The organism is Mesorhizobium sp. 113-3-9 (assembly GCF_016756515.1).
Classification (GTDB): Bacteria; Pseudomonadota; Alphaproteobacteria; order Rhizobiales; family Rhizobiaceae; genus Mesorhizobium.
Window position 1 is genome coordinate 5157008 of record NZ_AP023246.1, and the last position, 16287, is coordinate 5173294.

A 16287-nucleotide genomic window follows, 5' to 3' on the forward strand; every position below is an offset into this window, starting at 1 on the left:
CTTTCCTATTCCTTCGCGTCGGTAACGACGTCGGATTTCCGAGATGACAGGGCACGCGGGTTGCGCGCATGAAACAGGTCCAGGTCGGCCTCGATCCGGTCAAGCAGATTGTTGCGAACCATGTCGTAGCCGAGTTCGATCGCGGCGGCGAACCCGTCCGAATCGGCACCACCATGGCTTTTGACGACGATGCCGCTCAGCCCCAGGAACACGCCGCCATTGGAGCGGCCGACATCCATCTTTTCGCGCAGGCGATCGAAGGCGCCCTTGGCGAAGACATAGCCTATCTTGGCCATCAGGGTGCGGCTCATGGCGGCGCGCAGATAACCTGCGATCTGGCGCGCGGTGCCTTCCGCCGTCTTCAGCGCGATATTGCCGGCGAAGCCTTCCGTCACCACCACGTCGACCGTGCCCTTGCCGATATCGTCGCCTTCGACAAAGCCATGATAGTTCATCGAGGCCATGTTGGCCTCGCGCAGCATGCGTCCTGCTTCCTTGACCTCTTCCTGGCCCTTGATCTCTTCCACGCCGACATTGAGCAGGCCAACCGTCGGTCGGGCGATGCCGAACACGGAGCGCGCCATGCCGGTGCCGAGAATGGCAAAATCGATGAGCTGTTGGGCATCGGCGCCGATGGTGGCGCCGACGTCCAGAACCACGCTTTCGCCGCGCAATGTAGGCCACAATGCCGCGATCGCCGGGCGATCGATCGTGGCCATGGTGCGCAGGCAGAATTTCGACATCGCCATCAACGCGCCTGTGTTGCCGGCGGAGATGCAGGCGTCCGCGGCACCCGACTTGACCGCTTCGACCGCCTTCCACATCGACGACTTCCAACGGCCATGGCGCAGCGCCTGGCTGGGCTTGTCGTCCATCCTTACCGCGATCTCGCAGTGGAAGAACTCGCTCACCTCGGCCAATTTGGGGAACTTGGCCAGTTCGGGGCGCACCAGTTCCTCACGCCCATAGATGACGAAGCGGATGTCGGGACGGCGGGTCGCGACCGTCATGAGCGCCGGAATGACCACGGCTGGTCCGTGATCGCCGCCCATGGCATCGATGGAAATCCTGATCACGCGGTATTTATCTCACGGTTATGCGGCAGGTCGCTTTAGTGATCGCGAAGGTTCGGCGAAAATAGCGGTTTTGGGTTTTCACACAACCGACTTTTCCATCGCGGGCGAGGTTTTCAGGATTTTCCCAGTAAGGATCGCAGTTTTTGCTGAAATTCATTCTCAGCCGCTTCGGTCCTGCCGCCGGCGTCCAGCGAGGCGCCTGGCTTGCGCGGATAAGGGTCGATCGCCAATCCGAAGAACTGTTCGGCGAGTGCCCCGACATCGATGGTGTCGCCGGAAAATGTTTCGGGACTGTCGGGCCCGTCCGCATCGAGAAGTATCTCGCCGCCGCCTTCGAATCCCTGCCGTCCAAGCTTGGAGTCCTCGGGCAACAGCAGCGCCTCGACCGGCTCGTCGATATGCGCCTGGACCGGATCGAGCGTGACGATGCAGGCCTGGGTGATGTCGGCCTCGACACGGCCGCTGACCTTCACGCCATTGCGCTTCCAGGACACCACCAGGAGCTCCGCACGATAGGCTTCCACCGAAAGCAGCCCATGCTCCCCGGCGAGCGCCGCGCGCTGGGCGGCATCGGCCTCGATCACCACGGGCAGGCCCTTCTGCGGCAGGCGGGCGACATTGGCGAAAAACGATACCGGGCTTCGCGTATCAGCGTGTTTCATCAAGCACCTCCCTTGGCGAGCGGAAACGTCGCCGTACCGGAAACGATTGATTCGGACGGCTGAGCGGCCAGTTGCCGGCAAGCGTCGGCGACATAGTCGGCCAATTGCGATGCCTCCGGCCACGCGCCGGTGTCGGGCCGGACATTGCGGGCAAGTGCCGCGGTCAGCCCGTCCTGGTCGTTTCTTTCCAGCGCATCATCATAGGCGGCGGTACGGCCATAAAACATCTTCGCCAGCTTCTTCATGCGTTTGGGCACGCCCACATCGCCAATGCCCAACTCCCGCAGCGAATGATCGACGTCGAGGAAGAACTCGTCGATCAGCACCTGGGCGATCTCCTGCGCCACGCCGTCTTCACCGCGCAAGCGATGCTGGAACAGGAACATATGCAGAGAAAGCATCTCAAAACGGCCGAGCGGCGTGTCCGGTACATTCCAATGGGAATAAAATACAGTCTGCCGCGCCGCTGCCACGATTTGTGCGTAGAGCGCGTCGGTGATGGCGCGGTTGGCGTGGCGTTCGCGACCAAAAAGGCGCTGGAACATGGGGATGGTCTCCGGGGACCGTTTGTTGAATTGGCCTTGTTGCATCGGCAGGCAAGCTGGTTTACCGGTTTTGCGGCCCAGCGCAAGTTGCGGCGATATAATGGAGAATTGTTGTTGCGCGCGCTGAATTTCAAGTCGACCTTCTCGTCCAGGCCTGCTGGCGCGATCTCACTGCTGCTCGTCGTATCGGCGCTCTCGGCGTGCCACACCAACAAGATGATCGGCGACCTCAATCCAAGCGAGACGTTTACGCAAGGGTATGTCTACGATCAGCAGGCCGTCGATTCGGTGCCTGTCGGCTCCAGCCGCGAGCAGGTGCTTCTGGCGCTTGGCACGCCATCGACGACGGCGACGTTCGACAACGAGGCGTTTTATTACATTTCGCAAACCCGCAAACGCTATGTCGCCTTCGACAAGCCCAGGCTCGTCGACCAGAAAGTGCTCGCGGTCTATTTCGGGGCCGACGGCCGCGTCAGCCAGATCGCCAATTACGGCTTGAAGGACGGCAAGATTTTCGACTTCATTTCGCGCACCACGCCGACTGGCGGCAAGGACCAGAACTTCCTCAGCCAGATCATCAACGGCGCCAGCAAGCTGGCGCCCAGCATTCCCGGCGGCGGAACTCCGTGATCATCAGAACCCTGCTTCCTTTCGGAAAGCAGCAACATCTCAGGCGACCGAAAACCCGTGGGAGCGATCTCACGGGTTTTTGTTTGGCCAAGGCAAGGCCAGCTTGCCAGCAATGGGGCAAGCCCGTATCAAATCCCCCGGGCTTTGGGGTTTTTGAAAATGAGCACTGGCGAACGCGTAGCGCCGGACGGCTGGATGGCCACCGGCACGTCTGACAGGCAAACCGTCACCTCCGACTGGCTTGCCATCGATCCTCCGGCAATCGACGGCGTCAGGGTCAAGGAAATCAGGCCTGTCGCGACGTCCAACGGCTATCTCACCGAGGTATTCCGGGACGAGTGGAATCTCGATCAGTCGCCGGTCGGCCAGGTCTTCCAGCGCACGATGTATCCAGGTGCGGTAACCGGCTGGCATGCGCATGAGGCGACGCTGGATCGGCTCTTCTGCTGTGTCGGGAGCGTGCGCATATCGCTCTATGACGGCCGAAAGGCCTCGCCCAGCTTCGGCACTGTCTGGCACAAGATCGTCGGCGCGTTGCGACCGGCGATCGTCATCATCCCGCCCGGCGTGTGGCACGGTGTGACGGCGCTCGGGCCGGAGATCGCCCTGCTGCTCAATCTCGTCGACAAGGCCTATGCGTATGACGCGCCTGACCATTGGCGCCTGCCGCCGGACACCGATCACATCCCCTATAAGCTGGTGTAGCGTGGTGCGCCCCGGCCAGTCCGATGCAGCCGGGCAGAAGTCGCCGCTCGTCTCGGTGGTGATCGCAACCCACGACCGCCCGGCCGCCTTGCGGCAAGCATTGCGCAGCGTCCTGGGCCAGACCCTGCAGGACTTTGAAATTCTGGTGATTGGCGACGCCTGCCGCCCCGACACGGCGGGGGTCATCGCCGAATTCGCCGATCCGCGCATCGTCTATATCAACCTCCCGGTCAATTTCGGCGAGCAGTCCGGCCCCAACAATATCGGCTTTGCCAGGGCACGCGGCCGGTTCGTCGCCTTGCTCAACCATGACGACCTCTGGTTTCCGGACCATCTCGCGGCGACCACGGGATGGATCGATGCGACCGGCGCCGACGTGGTGATCGCAAGGGGCGTCGTTGTCGAGCCACCGCTGGTCGATGGCAAGCCTGTCAAGAACTCGATATTCGGGATCGGCAAGGGCGGCTTCTACGATCCCGCGTCAACGACCGGGTTCGGATCGGCCCAGATTGTGCGGCGGACGGCGTTGGACTGGTTGGGGGCCTGGCGTCCGGCCAGTCAGTGCTTCTGCGAGTCATCGCAGGACTGGTTGTTCCGAGCCTGGCGAAAGGGTGCGGTCATCGCGACGATGCCGCATCTGACCGTGCTCAAGCTGCATTCCGGCAACCGCCGGGGCAGCTATGTCGAAGACCTGGCGACGGAACAGGAAGAGCTCGTCGCGGCAATGGAGACGCCCAACACCTTGCGTGTCAGAGTTCTTGCCGGTGCCGACGGACCGCCTCGCTCGACAAGAGCCACCTATCTCAGGCGCAGATTGCTCGCGGCTTGCGGCATCCACCCCAGGGCGCGGTCCTTCCGTCATCGACACAAACGTGGCGCATTCGTCGCTCTGCTGCGCGAGATTCGCGGCCTCCCGCCAATGCCCGAGCGCGAGCCGGGTGTGCGGGAACTGTCGGAGATCTACGGCAGCCGCCCGGATACGGACGCCAGCGGCGGTTGAGATCACGTCGAAGCCGACGCATTAAATGAAAAGCCCGCGGGGATCGCTCCCCGCGGGCTTTTTCGGACCACCGGCCCGGCCGGTTAGCCGTGCGCGAGCACGGCCAGCAGCAGGAGGGCCACGATGTTGGTGATCTTGATCGCCGGGTTGACCGCCGGGCCCGCGGTGTCCTTGTAGGGATCGCCGACCGTATCGCCGGTCACCGAAGCCTTGTGCGCCTCGGAGCCCTTGAGGTGCTTGACGCCGTCCTTGTCGGTGAACCCATCCTCGAACGATTTCTTCGCATTGTCCCAGGCGCCACCGCCCGAGGTCATCGAGATGGCGACGAACAGTCCGTTGACGATAACGCCGAGCAGCGAAGCTCCGAGGGCCGCGAAGGCCGATGCTTTCGAACCGGAGATCAGCAGCACACCGAAATAGACGACGAGCGGCGCCAGCACCGGCAGCAGCGACGGGATAATCATCTCCCGGATCGCCGCCTTGGTCAGAAGATCGACCGCACGCGCATAGTTCGGCTTGGACGTGCCTGCCATGATGCCCGGATCTTCGCGGAACTGCTTGCGAACCTCCTCGACGATAGCGCCCGCCGCGCGGCCAACGGCCGTCATGGCGATGCCACCGAACAGATACGGGATCAGGCCGCCGAAGATCAGGCCGGCGACGACGTAAGGGTTGGAGAGATCGAAGGAGATTTCACCCATGCCCTGGAAGTAGGGGTATTTGTCGCCATTGGCGGCAAAGAACTTCAGGTCGTTCGAATAGGCGGCAAACAGCACCAATGCGCCGAGGCCGGCCGAGCCGATGGCATAACCCTTGGTCACGGCCTTGGTGGTGTTGCCGACCGCGTCGAGCGCGTCAGTGGAGTGGCGCACTTCCTTGGGCAGGCCCGCCATTTCGGCGATGCCGCCGGCATTGTCGGTGACCGGGCCGAAGGCGTCGAGCGCCACGATCATGCCGGCAAGGCCGAGCATGGTGGTGACCGCGATCGCCGTGCCGTAGAGGCCGGCGAGCTGGTAGGTCGAGATGATGCCGCCGACGATGACGATGGCCGGCAACGCCGTCGATTCCAGCGAAACCGCGAGGCCCTGGATGACGTTGGTGCCGTGGCCGGTGACCGAAGCCTGGGCGATCGAGTTGACCGGGCGCTTGTTGGTGCCGGTGTAGTACTCGGTGATCACCACGATCAAACCCGTCACCACGAGGCCGATAAGGCCGCAGATGAACAGGTTCTTGCCGGTGATGACGATGCCGGCGACAGTGCCGACCTCGCCCCAGCCGAGCGTTGCCGAAGTGGCGATGGCGAGGCCGACGATCGACAGCAGGCCGGTGACAATGAGCCCCTTGTAGAGGGCGCCCATGATCGAGCCGTTGGAGCCGAGCTTGACGAAGAAGGTGCCGACGATCGAGGTCAGAATGCAGGCGCCGCAGATGGCGAGCGGATAGAGCATCGCAGTCTGGAGAACGGCGGTACCGCCAAAGAAGATGGCGCCGAGAACCATGGTGGCGACGACCGTCACCGCATAGGTCTCGAACAGGTCGGCGGCCATGCCGGCGCAGTCGCCGACATTGTCACCGACATTGTCGGCGATGGTGGCCGGGTTACGCGGATCGTCTTCCGGGATGCCGGCTTCGACCTTGCCGACCAGATCGCCGCCCACGTCGGCGCCCTTGGTGAAGATGCCGCCGCCGAGACGGGCGAAGATCGAGATCAGCGAGGCGCCGAAGCCGAGCGAGACCAGCGAGTCGATGACGATACGGTCATTGGGCTGCAGGCCCATGGGACCGGTCAGGATCAGGTAGTAGATCGAGACGCCAAGCAATGCCAGGCCCGCCACCAGCATGCCGGTGATGGCGCCCGACTTGAAGGCGATGTCGAGACCAGCGGCGAGGCTGTTGGAGGCCGCCTGCGCGGTGCGCACATTGGCACGCACCGAAACATGCATGCCGATGAAGCCGGCGGCGCCCGACAGGACGGCGCCGATCAGGAAGCCGATCGCGGCGGTGATAGAAAGCAGCCACCAGGCGAGCAAAAGCACGACCACGCCGACGATGGCGATGGTGGTGTACTGGCGCGCCAGATAGGCTTGCGCGCCTTCGCGGATGGCGGCGGAGATTTCCTGCATGCGTGCATTGCCCTGATCGGACGCGAGAACCGATCGTGTCGCCCAGATAGCGTAAAGGACAGAAAGCAGACCGCAGGCGATGACGGCGTAAAGTATGGTCATTGCCAAATTTTCCTCGATTGTTGGCCCAAATGAACCCCTCCCTGGGCCGTTGAGACAAAGACCGGAATCCGCGCACGGAATCCACCTCTTCGCATCGGTGTATGCGAAACAGGGCTCGGAACGTCAAGATATTGTTCAGTTTTTGCCCGGCTTTCGCCCAAAAGACAAAGCCGCGACCACAATGCCCGCATGGGCCTTTCATTTAGATCGATTGAAATGACGCTAAGGAATCATTGCGACAGGACCGCCGGCTCCCCTAAGGACTATTCCGCCTCGCGGCCCATCCGGCGTGCGGTGTAGCGTTCGACCGCCGACAGACCGTCATAGATCAGCACGGCAAGGGCCGCCACGATCAGGCCACCCTGCAGGATGAAGGCGAGGTTGTTGGACAACAACCCGGCGATGATCACCTCGCCCAGCGTCTTGGCGGCCACGGTCGAGCCGATGGTGGCCGTGGCCAGGCTGATCACCACCGACAGCCTGATGCCGCCCAGGATGATCGGCGCGCTCAGCGGCAGTTCGACCTTGGTGAGCCTTTGCCAGCCGGTCATGCCGGCACCACGCGCCGCCTCCATGACATTGGCCGGCAGCGTCGTCAGTCCGGTCAGGGCATTCTCGAAGATCGGCAGCAGACCATAGAGAAACAGCGCGATCAGCGTCGGCTTCTCGCCAAAACCGACAGCCGGCACGGCGAGCGCCAGCACCGCCACCGGCGGAAAGGTCTGGCCGATGTTGACCAGGCTGCGCGACAGCGGCAGGAATTCGACGCCGGCTGGCCGGGTGACGAGGATGGCCAGAGCCACGGCAACGATGGTCGCGGCGACGGTGGCGATCAGCACGGTGCGCAAATGCAGCAGCGTCAGCGTCAGCAGGCTGCCTTGATTGTAGATCGCGGGAGCGTTGTTTTCGGTCAGCGGCTTGAGCAGTGGCTCGAACCAGCCTGGACTGGTGACAAAGGCCACGAGCAACACCACTAGGGCAAGCCTCAGCAGCAGAGGCAGCCAGGCTTTCATGCCGGCCTCGCCGCGCGCTTGACCAGCCCGTCCACCGTGACGCGGCCGAGCGGTTTGCCGTCGGCGCCTTTTACCGGCAGCGCCGGCCGGCCCGACCACAGGAGTTCGGCCAGCGCATCGCGCTGGCTGGCATCACCGGGGATCGCCTCGCCATCGGCGGTGCCCTTTTCCACCGCGTCGCGCACCCGTCCGAGCGAGAGCAGCCTGAATGGCCTCTCGCTGGCGCCGACCAGGGTCTCGACAAAGCTGCTGGCCGGGTTTGCCAGGATCTCGGCGGGCTTGGCGTATTGCACGAGCTTGCCGGCATCCATGACAGCGATCTTGTCTCCCAGATGCACGGCCTCTTCCATGTCGTGGGTGACGAGAATGATGGTGGTGCCGAAACGCTTCTGGATCGCCAGCAGATCTTCCTGCGCCTTGGTGCGGATGATCGGGTCGAGTGCGCCGAACGGTTCGTCCATCAGGAGCACGTTGGGCTCGGCGGCGAGCGCCCGGGCGACACCGACACGCTGCTGCTGGCCGCCCGACAATTCATGCGGATAGCGCGGCCCGAACGCCTCGGGATCAAGCTGGTAGAGCGTCATCAGTTCATCGACGCGGGCCTTGATACGGGCCTTGTCCCAGCCGAGCAGCACCGGCACGGTGGCGATGTTCTGGGCCACGGTGCGATGCGGAAACAGGCCATGGCCCTGGATGGCATAGCCGATGCTGCGGCGCAGTTCGTAGCCGGGCACCGAGCGATTGTCGGCGCCGTCGAGCTTGATGATGCCGGCGGTTGGCTCGACCAACCGGTTGATCATGCGCAGCAACGTCGTCTTGCCGGAGCCGGAGGTGCCGACGATGACGCAAACCGTGCGTGGCTCGATGACCATCGACACGTCGTCGACAACGGTGGTCGCATCATAGCGCTTGGTAATGCCTTCGATCTCGATCATGCCGTTTCAACCCTGCGCCTGGTGGCGGTCATTTCGATCACCGCATCGAGGATGATGGCGGCGGCGAAGGCGAGCGCGACCGTCGGCACCGCGCCAAGCAGCACCAGGTCCATCGCCGTCTGGCCAACGCCCTGGAAGACGAACACGCCAAAGCCGCCGCCACCGATAAGCGCGGCGATGGTGGCAAGGCCGATATTCTGCACCAGCACGATGCGGATGCCGGTGAGGATCACCGGAAAGGCCAGCGGAAATTCGACATCGAACAGGCGCTGGCGGTCCGTCATGCCCATGCCGCGCGCGGCGTCGTTGGCGGCACGCGGCACGCCGGCGAGACCGACAACCGTGTTGGCCACCACCGGGAGCAGCGAATAGAGGAACAGGGCGACGAAGGCAGGTGCGGTGCCGATGCCGCGGATGCCGAGCGCGGCCGCTCCCGGCACATGTATGGCGACCCAGCCGAGCGGCGCGATCAGCAGGCCAAACAGCGCGATCGAAGGAATGGTCTGGATGATGTTGAGCACGTTGAGCACGCCGGCGCGCAGCTTTTCGACGCGGTGGCAGAGGATGCCGAGCGGCAGCCCGACGATCACTGCCGCGGCCAGCGAGCCAAGCGCCAGCGTCACGTGCTTGGAGCCTTCGGCCCAGAAACTGTCGGCACGGTTGGCGTATTCCTTGAGGATGGAAAGGTCGTTCCAGGCCCCCGACACCAGAAGCAGGCCGATCGCCACCACGGCTGCGACCAGCACGCCGACGCGCGCCGACGGCGACAAATTCAGGCGCGTCAGCACGTCGGCCAGCAAGAGCGTGAAGGCAAAGACGAGAATCCAGAAACCGGAGGCCGGAGACACCCTGGCGAAAGTGTTGCCGGCCGGCGTCAAGAACGTGCCGGCGACGCCAACGAGCAGCGCCAGCGCGGCAAGCGCGACCACACCGGCGGCAAGGCGTAGCACAAGCGGTGTCCTGAAAAGTGCTATGAGCGCGGCGACGACCACGATAGCCAAAAGCAATGGCCCGGCGGTTGCCGGCAGCGCCTCGAGAATCGAACGCGCCTGGCCCGGAACGATCCGGTTGGCGCGAAAGGTGGCGAAGGGGGCGAGGAACGCCGCATAGGCGGCGATCGCGGCGATGACCACGCCGAGCTTGTCGAAACGGATATTCACGCCCTCCCCCGCCGGTCGTTCCGGCGCGCCACGGATGCAGCGCGCCGGAATCGCCCTACTTCAGAAAGCCGTTCTTCTTCAGGAAGTCCTCGGCGACGCCCTTGACCGGCTCACCGCCGACCTGCACGCGGCCGTTCAGCTCCTGCAGCGTGACGAGATCGAGCTTGGCGAAGACCGGCTTCAGCAGCGTCTCGATCTCGGGATGTTCCTTGAGCACGGATTCGCGGATGATCGGGGCCGGTTGGTAGACCGGCTGCACGCCTTTGTCGTCCTCGAGCACAACCAGGCCGGACGGCGCGATGCCGCCGTCGGTGCCATAGACCATGGCAGCGTTGGCACCGCTGGTCTGGTTGGCCGCCGCGGCGATGGTCGCCGCCGTGTCGCCGCCCGAGAGCGTGATCAGCTGGTCCGGCTTCAGCGTGAAGCCGTAGGTGGTCTGGAAGGCCGGAAGGGCCGCCGCCGAATTGACGAACTCGGAGGAAGCCGCCAGCACCACCTTGCCGCCGCCGGCGACGTATTTGCCGAAGTCCGACAGGGTGACGAGCTTGTTCTCGTCCGTCACTTCCTTGCGCAGCGCGATCGCCCAGGTGTTGTTGGCCGGCGCCGGCGATAGCCAGACGATCTTGTTGGCGTCATAGTCTAGCTTCTTGGCCGTCTCATAGGCCTTGGCGGCATCCTTCCAGACCGGATCATCGGCCTTTTCGAAGAAGAAGGCGGCGTTTCCGGTGTATTCGGGATAGATGTCGATCTCGCCGGCTGTGATCGCCTTGCGCACCACCGGCGTGCCGCCGAGCTGGATGCGGTCCGTGGTCTTGATGTTGTTGGCGTTGAGAACGAGCTGGATGATGTTGCCGAGCACGCCGCCCTCGGTATCGATCTTCGAGGAGACGACCACCTGGGCACTGGCGGAAGCCGCCGTGATGCCGAGCGCGAGCGCCGCGCCAGCCAGAGCCTTGATTGAAAACATTGTGAAAATCCCTTGCTATGAACCGAAATACGGTGGCCGCATATGAGCATGGCCCAAACGCGGCGTCGGGGCATACGGTTTCATAAGAGTGGGTATCAGCGCAATAATTTTGTTCTGAAGCGGCGACTTCGACCGAAGCTATCCTGACAGCATCATGTCACGTCAGGGCGAGGCTCAGGCGTCGGATTTGCGCGGGCCCGTCAGCTTCAACGTACCAAGTGCCAAAAAGCACAGAACGGCGACCGGAAAGATCATCCAGTTCAGCATCTCCCAGCCCCAGGCGTTGTAGACCATGCCCGAAAGCAGCGACGCGCAGGCGACGGAGCCGAACAGGGCGAAGTCGTGAAAACCCTGCACCTTGCCCTTTTCCGACGGCCGGTAGCTGGCAGCGACCATGGCGGTGGCGCCTATGAAGCCGAAATTCCAGCCGAGACCGAGCAGGATAAGCGACGTCCAGAATTGCCACAGCGCCAGGCCCGACAAGGCTACCGCAGCGCAACCGATCAGCAGCAGCAAGCCAGTGGCGACGATGCGCTCGGCGCCAAACCGATGGATCAGCGAGCCGGTGAAGAAGCTCGGCGCGAACATCGCCATGACGTGCCAGGAAATGCCCAGCGTCGCATCATTCTCCGACAGGCCGCACCCGACCATGGCCAGCGGCGCGCCGGTCATGACGAAGCTCATCAGCGCATAGCAGCCGACGGCGCAGAACAGTGCGGCGACGAAGCGCGGCCTGGTGACGATTTCGGCCAGGGGCCTGGCATCGCCGCCGGCAACATCAACCTTGCTGGCGGCCTTTGCCGGAAGGCGCAGAAACGACAGGATAACGGCTCCGACCGCGGCAAGCGGCAAGATAGCGGCGAATGACCCGGCAAACATCACCGGCGCGAACAGTTCACGGGTGAAGATGACGATCTGCGGCCCAAGGATGGCGGTGACGATGCCGCCGGCCAGCACGAAGGAGATGGCGCGCGCCTTGAATTCCGGCGGCGCGTTGTCGGCGGCGGCGAAGCGGAACTGCTGGACGAAGGCACCGCCGACGCCGATCACGAGCAGCGCGAACGCGAACAGCCAGAAACTGCCGTGGAAAAGCGCCAGAGTGGCGATCAGGCCGCCAAGCGCGGTGACGACGGTTCCGGTCATGAAGCCGCCGCGCTGGCCCAGCCGGCGGATGATGGCCGCGGCAGGCAAAGCGCCGAGCGCCACGCCAAGGTTGAAGCCGGTGACCGGTGCCGTCGCCAACGATTTGTCGGCGCCGAGCAGATATTGCCCGGCCAGTGCGCCCATGGAGATGGCTATCGGTGCCGCCGAGCCGATAATCGCCTGCGAGGCAGCGAGGATCAAAGCGGTGTGCCGCGCGTCCTTGCCCACCTCGACGGTGATGGCTGTCACGATGCGTCCTTGCCGCGCCCCTCGCCGCGCACCCGGCGTGACACGCGGTCGAGCACGGCATTGACCAGCTTCGGCTCGTCTTCCTCGTAAAAGGCCTTGGCGATGTCGACATATTCCGAGACGATGACCGCCACAGGCACGTCTTCGCGCTTCATCAATTCATAGACGCCGGCGCGCATAATCGCGCGCAGCGTCGAATCGAGCCGAGACAGCGGCCAATCATCGGTCAGCGCCTGGCGGATGATTGGATCGATGGTCTTCTGGTTCTCGACGACGCCGGTCAGGATGGCGCGGAACCATTGCGCATCCGCCTCGCGGTAGAGCGCGCCGTCAACTTCCTTGCCAAGCCGGAACGCCTCGTACTCGGCGGTGATCTCGAAGACACCGCTGCCGGCGACATCCATCTGGTAGAGCGCCTGCACGGCGGCCAGACGGGCGGCACCGCGCTTGTTGGCGTGGCGTATCGCGGGCTGTCCGGGCGAAGCGGGTTCGCTCACGATCGCGCTCCCAATTGTTCCTTCAGCGCGATCATGGTCAGCGCCGCACGCGCGGCAAAGCCGCCCTTGTCGCCCTCCGAGCGCTTGGCCCGCGTCCATGCCTGTGCATCGTTCTCGGTGGTCAGGATGCCATTGCCGATGCAGACCGAGTCCTGCACGGACAGATCCATCAGCGCGCGGCTGGATTCATTGGCGACGATGTCGAAATGATAGGTGTCGCCGCGAATGACGGTGCCGAGCGCAACGAAGCCGTCGTAATTCGTGCCGCCTTCCGCCGCGCCATCCAGCGCGAAGGTGATGACCGCGGGAATCTCGAGCGAACCTGGAACAGTGATGACGTCATAGGTCGCGCCCGCTTCATCGAGCGCGCCTGTCGCGCCTTCGAGCAGCGCGTCGGCAAGGTCGTCGTGGAAGCGCGCTTCGACAATCAGCAGATGCGCCTTCGCCTTCGGACGAATGAAGGCTTTGCCGTGTTGGGATGTGCCTGCCATAAAAATCTCCGGGGGGTTGCCGGTGACTTAGGCCGAAGCCGGATTGATCGCAAGCGGAAGATTGTGGGATGGACGTCGGTCCTATCGATCCTCTCGCGTATGCCACAGGCGCAACACAGAAATTGTCGTGTCCTGTATTTCGTAGCGAATTTCGTAGCTGCCTACCAAAATGCGTCGCACCTCTCGTGGCTCGAACTCTTCCAGTTTCTCGCCGATACGCGGATACTCGAGCAACCGTGTCGGTGCCGCAGCAAGCGCCTGCACGGCGCGAGCGGCTGCCGGGCCATTTGCCGGCGCGAGAAAATCATAGAGCCGGACCAAGTCGGACAAAGCCTTGTTGGTCCATTTCAACTCCATCAACGAGGCACCGGCAGCGGCTTGTCGGTGCCAAGACTCTCAGCCCACGCCTGAACGGCCTGGTGGTCAATAACCCGTCCTGCATCCACATCGGCCAATGCTTCAAGCGTGAGCCGCCGGCGCTCCTCCTCCAAATCCACCCACGCGGAAAGAGCCTGTTTGACGATCCAACCGCGCGGGCGCTCGAGGCGAGCAGCTAGCTGATCTACCTTTTCGGCTAGCGGCAGCGGAACGTGAGCGGTGATTACTTTTGTATCCATCTGAGCCTCACAATCAGATTTAATCATAGCGATTAAAACTGATTAAGTCGAGGTCGAGGCTGAGGCCGGTAGCACTCAAAGCCCCTCTTTCGCCGCCTCCGCCAGCCGCGCGGCGTAGCGGGCCATGGTGTCGATCTCGAGATTGACGCGGTCGCCGGCCTTGCGCTCACCCCAGGTGGTCACGGTCAGCGAGTGGTGGATCAACAACACGTCGAAGCGGGTGCCCTCGACCTTGTTGACGGTGAGCGAGGTGCCGTCGAGCGCGACGGAGCCTTTTGGGGCGATGAATTTCGCCAGATGGCGCGGTGCCTCCAGCGTGAAGCGCACCGCGTCGCCCTCGTCCTTGCGTTCGACAATCTCGGCAGTCCCGTCGACATGGCCCGACACGATGTGGCCGCCGAGTTCGTCGCCGATCTTCAGCGCCCGCTCGAGATTGACCTTGGTGCCGGATTTCCAGCCCGAGGCCGTGGTCAGCCGCAAGGCCTCTTCCCAGGCTTCGACCTCGAACCAGCGCGCGTTCGAGCCATGTTCGGGCAAAGCCGTGACCGTCAGGCAGACGCCGCCGCAGGAGATCGAGGCGCCTATGGCGATGGTCTCGGGATCATAGGCGGTATCGATGCGCAGGCCGACGCCTTCGCTGAGCGGCTTGACGGCCGCAACGGTGCCGATATCGGTGACAATTCCGGTAAACATCGATTGATCCCTAAATGTCTCTTACCCATTCGGCGTAGCTGTCTTCGCCGAAGCGCATCTCGCGCAGCTTGCGAAAGCCAGCCGGGATATGGTCGGCATCGACCGGCGATGCAATGCCATCCTCGCCAATCGCCTCCGGTCCCTGGAACAACACGATGCGGTCGACCAGGCCCTCGTCCAGGAATGCCTTGGCGACCTGAGCGCCGCCTTCGACCAGCACGCTTGCCATGCCGAGCGCCGCCAGGTCTTCGAGCAGTTCCGGCAAGGCGACGACGCCGTCATGGGTTTCAGTGCCGATGAAGCGTACGCCCGCGCGTTCGAGCGCGGCGCGAAGATGCGGATCCGCCTCAAGGCAGGCAGCGACATAAAGCGGCACGCGGTCGACACCGGAAACCAGCTTCGAGGCTTCCGGGAGCCGGATCTGACGATCGAGGATGATGCGCGCCGGCGAACGGTTTTCCAAACCCGGCAGACGCACGGTCAGAGCCGGATCGTCTTCCAGCGCCGTGCCGATGCCGATCAGGATGGCGTCCGACTCCGCGCGCATCAGATAGACGTCGCGACGCGCGATCTCGCCGGTGATCGCAACCTGGCCAGCGCCTTTCCTGCCGATCTTGCCGTCGCTCGAAAGCGCAAGCTTCAGCGTCACTTCCGGGCGTTTTCGCAGAGATCGAATCAAATAGCCCGCCATCTGCTCGGCGGCTTCCGCGGCCAGCACCTTCTCCACCACCTCGATGCCGGCGGCGCGCAAAATGGCATAGCCCTTGCCGGAGACGCGCGTGTCCGGATCGCTGGCGGCACCCACGACGCGCGCAATGCCGGCATTGACCAGCGCATTGGCGCAAGGCGGTGTGCGGCCGTGGTGGGCGCAGGGCTCCAAAGTGACGTAAGCCGTGGCACCCCGCGCGAGCTCGCCGGCCTCGGCCAGCGCCTCGGTCTCGGCATGCGGACGGCCACCGACCGCGGTGACGCCGGTGCCGACAATCATCGGCCCCGCGCCATCGTCACGCACGATGATCGTGCCGACCGACGGATTGGTCGAAGTCCTGCCCGCATTCCTGCGCGAAAGCCGCAGGGCCGCGGCCATGAAACGGCGATCAAGGGCCGCTTGTCCGGCCTCGCTCAGTTGCGGTGCTGCCATGCTCAGCCGGCGTCCTCTTCAGTCTTGTCTTCGTCGCCCTTCAGTTCGCCCAGCAACTCGTGAAAGTCCTTGGCCTCGCGGAAATTGCGGTAGACCGAGGCAAAGCGCACATAGGCGACGTCATCGAGCGATTTCAACGCCTCCATGACCAGCCGGCCGACCTCGCCGGACGCCACTTCCGTCTCGCCGGAACTTTCGAGCTGGCGCACGATGCCGGTCACCGCGCGGTCGATGCGTTCGGGATCGACATTGCGTTTGCGTACCGCGATCTCGACCGAGCGCAGCAGCTTGTCGCGGTCGAACGGCACTTTCCGGCCCGACTTCTTGACCACGACCAGATCGCGCAACTGCACGCGCTCGAAAGTGGTGAAGCGGCCGCCGCAATCGGGGCAGACACGCCGCCTGCGGATCGCCGCGCCATCCTCGGCGGGGCGCGAATCCTTCACCTGCGTATCTTCGGACTGGCAATAGGGACAGCGCATGAAAAGCCTTGGGTTCGCGAATCTGGTGAGGCGAAAGGCTTAGAGCCTTTCCGACC

General features: G+C 63.8%; 19 protein-coding genes. 3 read left to right on the forward strand and 16 right to left on the reverse strand.

What is annotated here, in order from left to right; translation table 11 throughout:
• Window positions 1-5: 5 nt before the first annotated feature.
• The 3 genes from plsX to MesoLj_RS25355 all read right to left on the reverse strand — a co-directional run bounded on the left by plsX (window position 6) and on the right by MesoLj_RS25355 (window position 2283).
• Complete coding sequence (gene plsX, locus MesoLj_RS25345; protein WP_202322960.1) at window positions 6-1076, reverse strand: phosphate acyltransferase PlsX; 1071 nt, start codon at window positions 1074-1076, stop codon at window positions 6-8.
• Window positions 1077-1189: 113 nt separating this feature from the next.
• Window positions 1190-1738 (reverse strand): YceD family protein, encoded by a 549-nt coding sequence (locus tag MesoLj_RS25350; protein ID WP_202322961.1) that lies wholly within the window; start codon window positions 1736-1738, stop codon window positions 1190-1192.
• Window positions 1738-2283 carry a ubiquinol-cytochrome C chaperone family protein gene (locus MesoLj_RS25355; RefSeq protein ID WP_140767912.1) on the reverse strand — a complete coding sequence of 182 codons (546 nt, stop codon included), beginning with the start codon at window positions 2281-2283 and terminating at the stop codon, window positions 1738-1740. The genes MesoLj_RS25350 and MesoLj_RS25355 overlap by 1 nt, the downstream gene beginning before the upstream one ends.
• Before the next feature lie 114 nt (window positions 2284-2397).
• Here MesoLj_RS25355 and MesoLj_RS25360 point away from each other — a divergent pair, with 114 nt between their 5' ends.
• The 3 genes from MesoLj_RS25360 to MesoLj_RS25370 all read left to right on the forward strand — a co-directional run bounded on the left by MesoLj_RS25360 (window position 2398) and on the right by MesoLj_RS25370 (window position 4618).
• Window positions 2398-2913 (forward strand): outer membrane protein assembly factor BamE, encoded by a 516-nt coding sequence (locus MesoLj_RS25360; RefSeq protein WP_140767913.1) that lies wholly within the window; start codon window positions 2398-2400, stop codon window positions 2911-2913.
• A 159-nt stretch (window positions 2914-3072) separates the two neighbouring features.
• A complete protein-coding gene (locus MesoLj_RS25365; protein ID WP_202322962.1) occupies window positions 3073-3618 on the forward strand; it encodes a dTDP-4-dehydrorhamnose 3,5-epimerase family protein in 546 nt (181 codons plus the stop codon).
• Window positions 3554-4618, forward strand: a complete 1065-nt coding sequence (locus MesoLj_RS25370; protein WP_244735159.1) for a glycosyltransferase family 2 protein — start codon at window positions 3554-3556, stop codon at window positions 4616-4618. Before MesoLj_RS25365 ends, MesoLj_RS25370 begins: the two co-directional genes overlap by 65 nt.
• A gap of 83 nt (window positions 4619-4701) precedes the next feature.
• On the opposite strand, the gene MesoLj_RS25375 is transcribed toward MesoLj_RS25370, so the two are convergent.
• The 13 genes from MesoLj_RS25375 to nrdR all read right to left on the reverse strand — a co-directional run bounded on the left by MesoLj_RS25375 (window position 4702) and on the right by nrdR (window position 16231).
• Window positions 4702-6843 carry a sodium-translocating pyrophosphatase gene (locus MesoLj_RS25375; RefSeq protein WP_056562478.1) on the reverse strand — a complete coding sequence of 714 codons (2142 nt, stop codon included), beginning with the start codon at window positions 6841-6843 and terminating at the stop codon, window positions 4702-4704.
• A 263-nt stretch (window positions 6844-7106) separates the two neighbouring features.
• Window positions 7107-7856 carry an ABC transporter permease gene (locus tag MesoLj_RS25380; protein WP_202322963.1) on the reverse strand — a complete coding sequence of 250 codons (750 nt, stop codon included), beginning with the start codon at window positions 7854-7856 and terminating at the stop codon, window positions 7107-7109.
• On the reverse strand, window positions 7853-8791 hold the full coding sequence (locus MesoLj_RS25385; RefSeq protein ID WP_140767916.1) for an ABC transporter ATP-binding protein: 939 nt from the start codon (window positions 8789-8791) through the stop codon (window positions 7853-7855). The genes MesoLj_RS25380 and MesoLj_RS25385 overlap by 4 nt, the downstream gene beginning before the upstream one ends.
• Window positions 8788-9951, reverse strand: coding sequence for an ABC transporter permease (locus MesoLj_RS25390; RefSeq protein ID WP_202322964.1), 1164 nt, complete (start codon window positions 9949-9951; stop codon window positions 8788-8790). The genes MesoLj_RS25385 and MesoLj_RS25390 overlap by 4 nt, the downstream gene beginning before the upstream one ends.
• A gap of 55 nt (window positions 9952-10006) precedes the next feature.
• Entirely contained in the window at window positions 10007-10918 is a 912-nt protein-coding gene (osmF, locus tag MesoLj_RS25395) for a glycine betaine ABC transporter substrate-binding protein OsmF (RefSeq protein WP_140767918.1), read from the reverse strand.
• A 174-nt stretch (window positions 10919-11092) separates the two neighbouring features.
• Window positions 11093-12310: an MFS transporter gene (locus MesoLj_RS25400; RefSeq protein WP_202322965.1), complete on the reverse strand. Its 1218-nt coding sequence runs from the start codon at window positions 12308-12310 to the stop codon at window positions 11093-11095.
• On the reverse strand, window positions 12307-12807 hold the full coding sequence (gene nusB / locus MesoLj_RS25405) for a transcription antitermination factor NusB (protein WP_056562492.1): 501 nt from the start codon (window positions 12805-12807) through the stop codon (window positions 12307-12309). The genes MesoLj_RS25400 and nusB overlap by 4 nt, the downstream gene beginning before the upstream one ends.
• The gene (ribH, locus tag MesoLj_RS25410) at window positions 12804-13298 is read right to left on the reverse strand and encodes a 6,7-dimethyl-8-ribityllumazine synthase (RefSeq protein WP_202322966.1); all 495 of its coding nucleotides are present in this window, start codon (window positions 13296-13298) and stop codon (window positions 12804-12806) included. The genes nusB and ribH overlap by 4 nt, the downstream gene beginning before the upstream one ends.
• An 81-nt stretch (window positions 13299-13379) precedes the next feature.
• The gene (locus MesoLj_RS25415; protein WP_140767920.1) at window positions 13380-13655 is read right to left on the reverse strand and encodes a type II toxin-antitoxin system RelE/ParE family toxin; all 276 of its coding nucleotides are present in this window, start codon (window positions 13653-13655) and stop codon (window positions 13380-13382) included.
• Window positions 13655-13915: a CopG family ribbon-helix-helix protein gene (locus tag MesoLj_RS25420; RefSeq protein ID WP_140767921.1), complete on the reverse strand. Its 261-nt coding sequence runs from the start codon at window positions 13913-13915 to the stop codon at window positions 13655-13657. Before MesoLj_RS25420 ends, MesoLj_RS25415 begins: the two co-directional genes overlap by 1 nt.
• A gap of 75 nt (window positions 13916-13990) precedes the next feature.
• Window positions 13991-14608 (reverse strand): riboflavin synthase, encoded by a 618-nt coding sequence (locus MesoLj_RS25425; protein WP_140767922.1) that lies wholly within the window; start codon window positions 14606-14608, stop codon window positions 13991-13993.
• 10 nt (window positions 14609-14618) lie between these two features.
• The gene (gene ribD / locus MesoLj_RS25430; protein ID WP_202322967.1) at window positions 14619-15749 is read right to left on the reverse strand and encodes a bifunctional diaminohydroxyphosphoribosylaminopyrimidine deaminase/5-amino-6-(5-phosphoribosylamino)uracil reductase RibD; all 1131 of its coding nucleotides are present in this window, start codon (window positions 15747-15749) and stop codon (window positions 14619-14621) included.
• A gap of 2 nt (window positions 15750-15751) precedes the next feature.
• On the reverse strand, window positions 15752-16231 hold the full coding sequence (nrdR, locus tag MesoLj_RS25435) for a transcriptional regulator NrdR (protein ID WP_056562515.1): 480 nt from the start codon (window positions 16229-16231) through the stop codon (window positions 15752-15754).
• Between the last annotated feature and the right edge of the window lie 56 nt (window positions 16232-16287).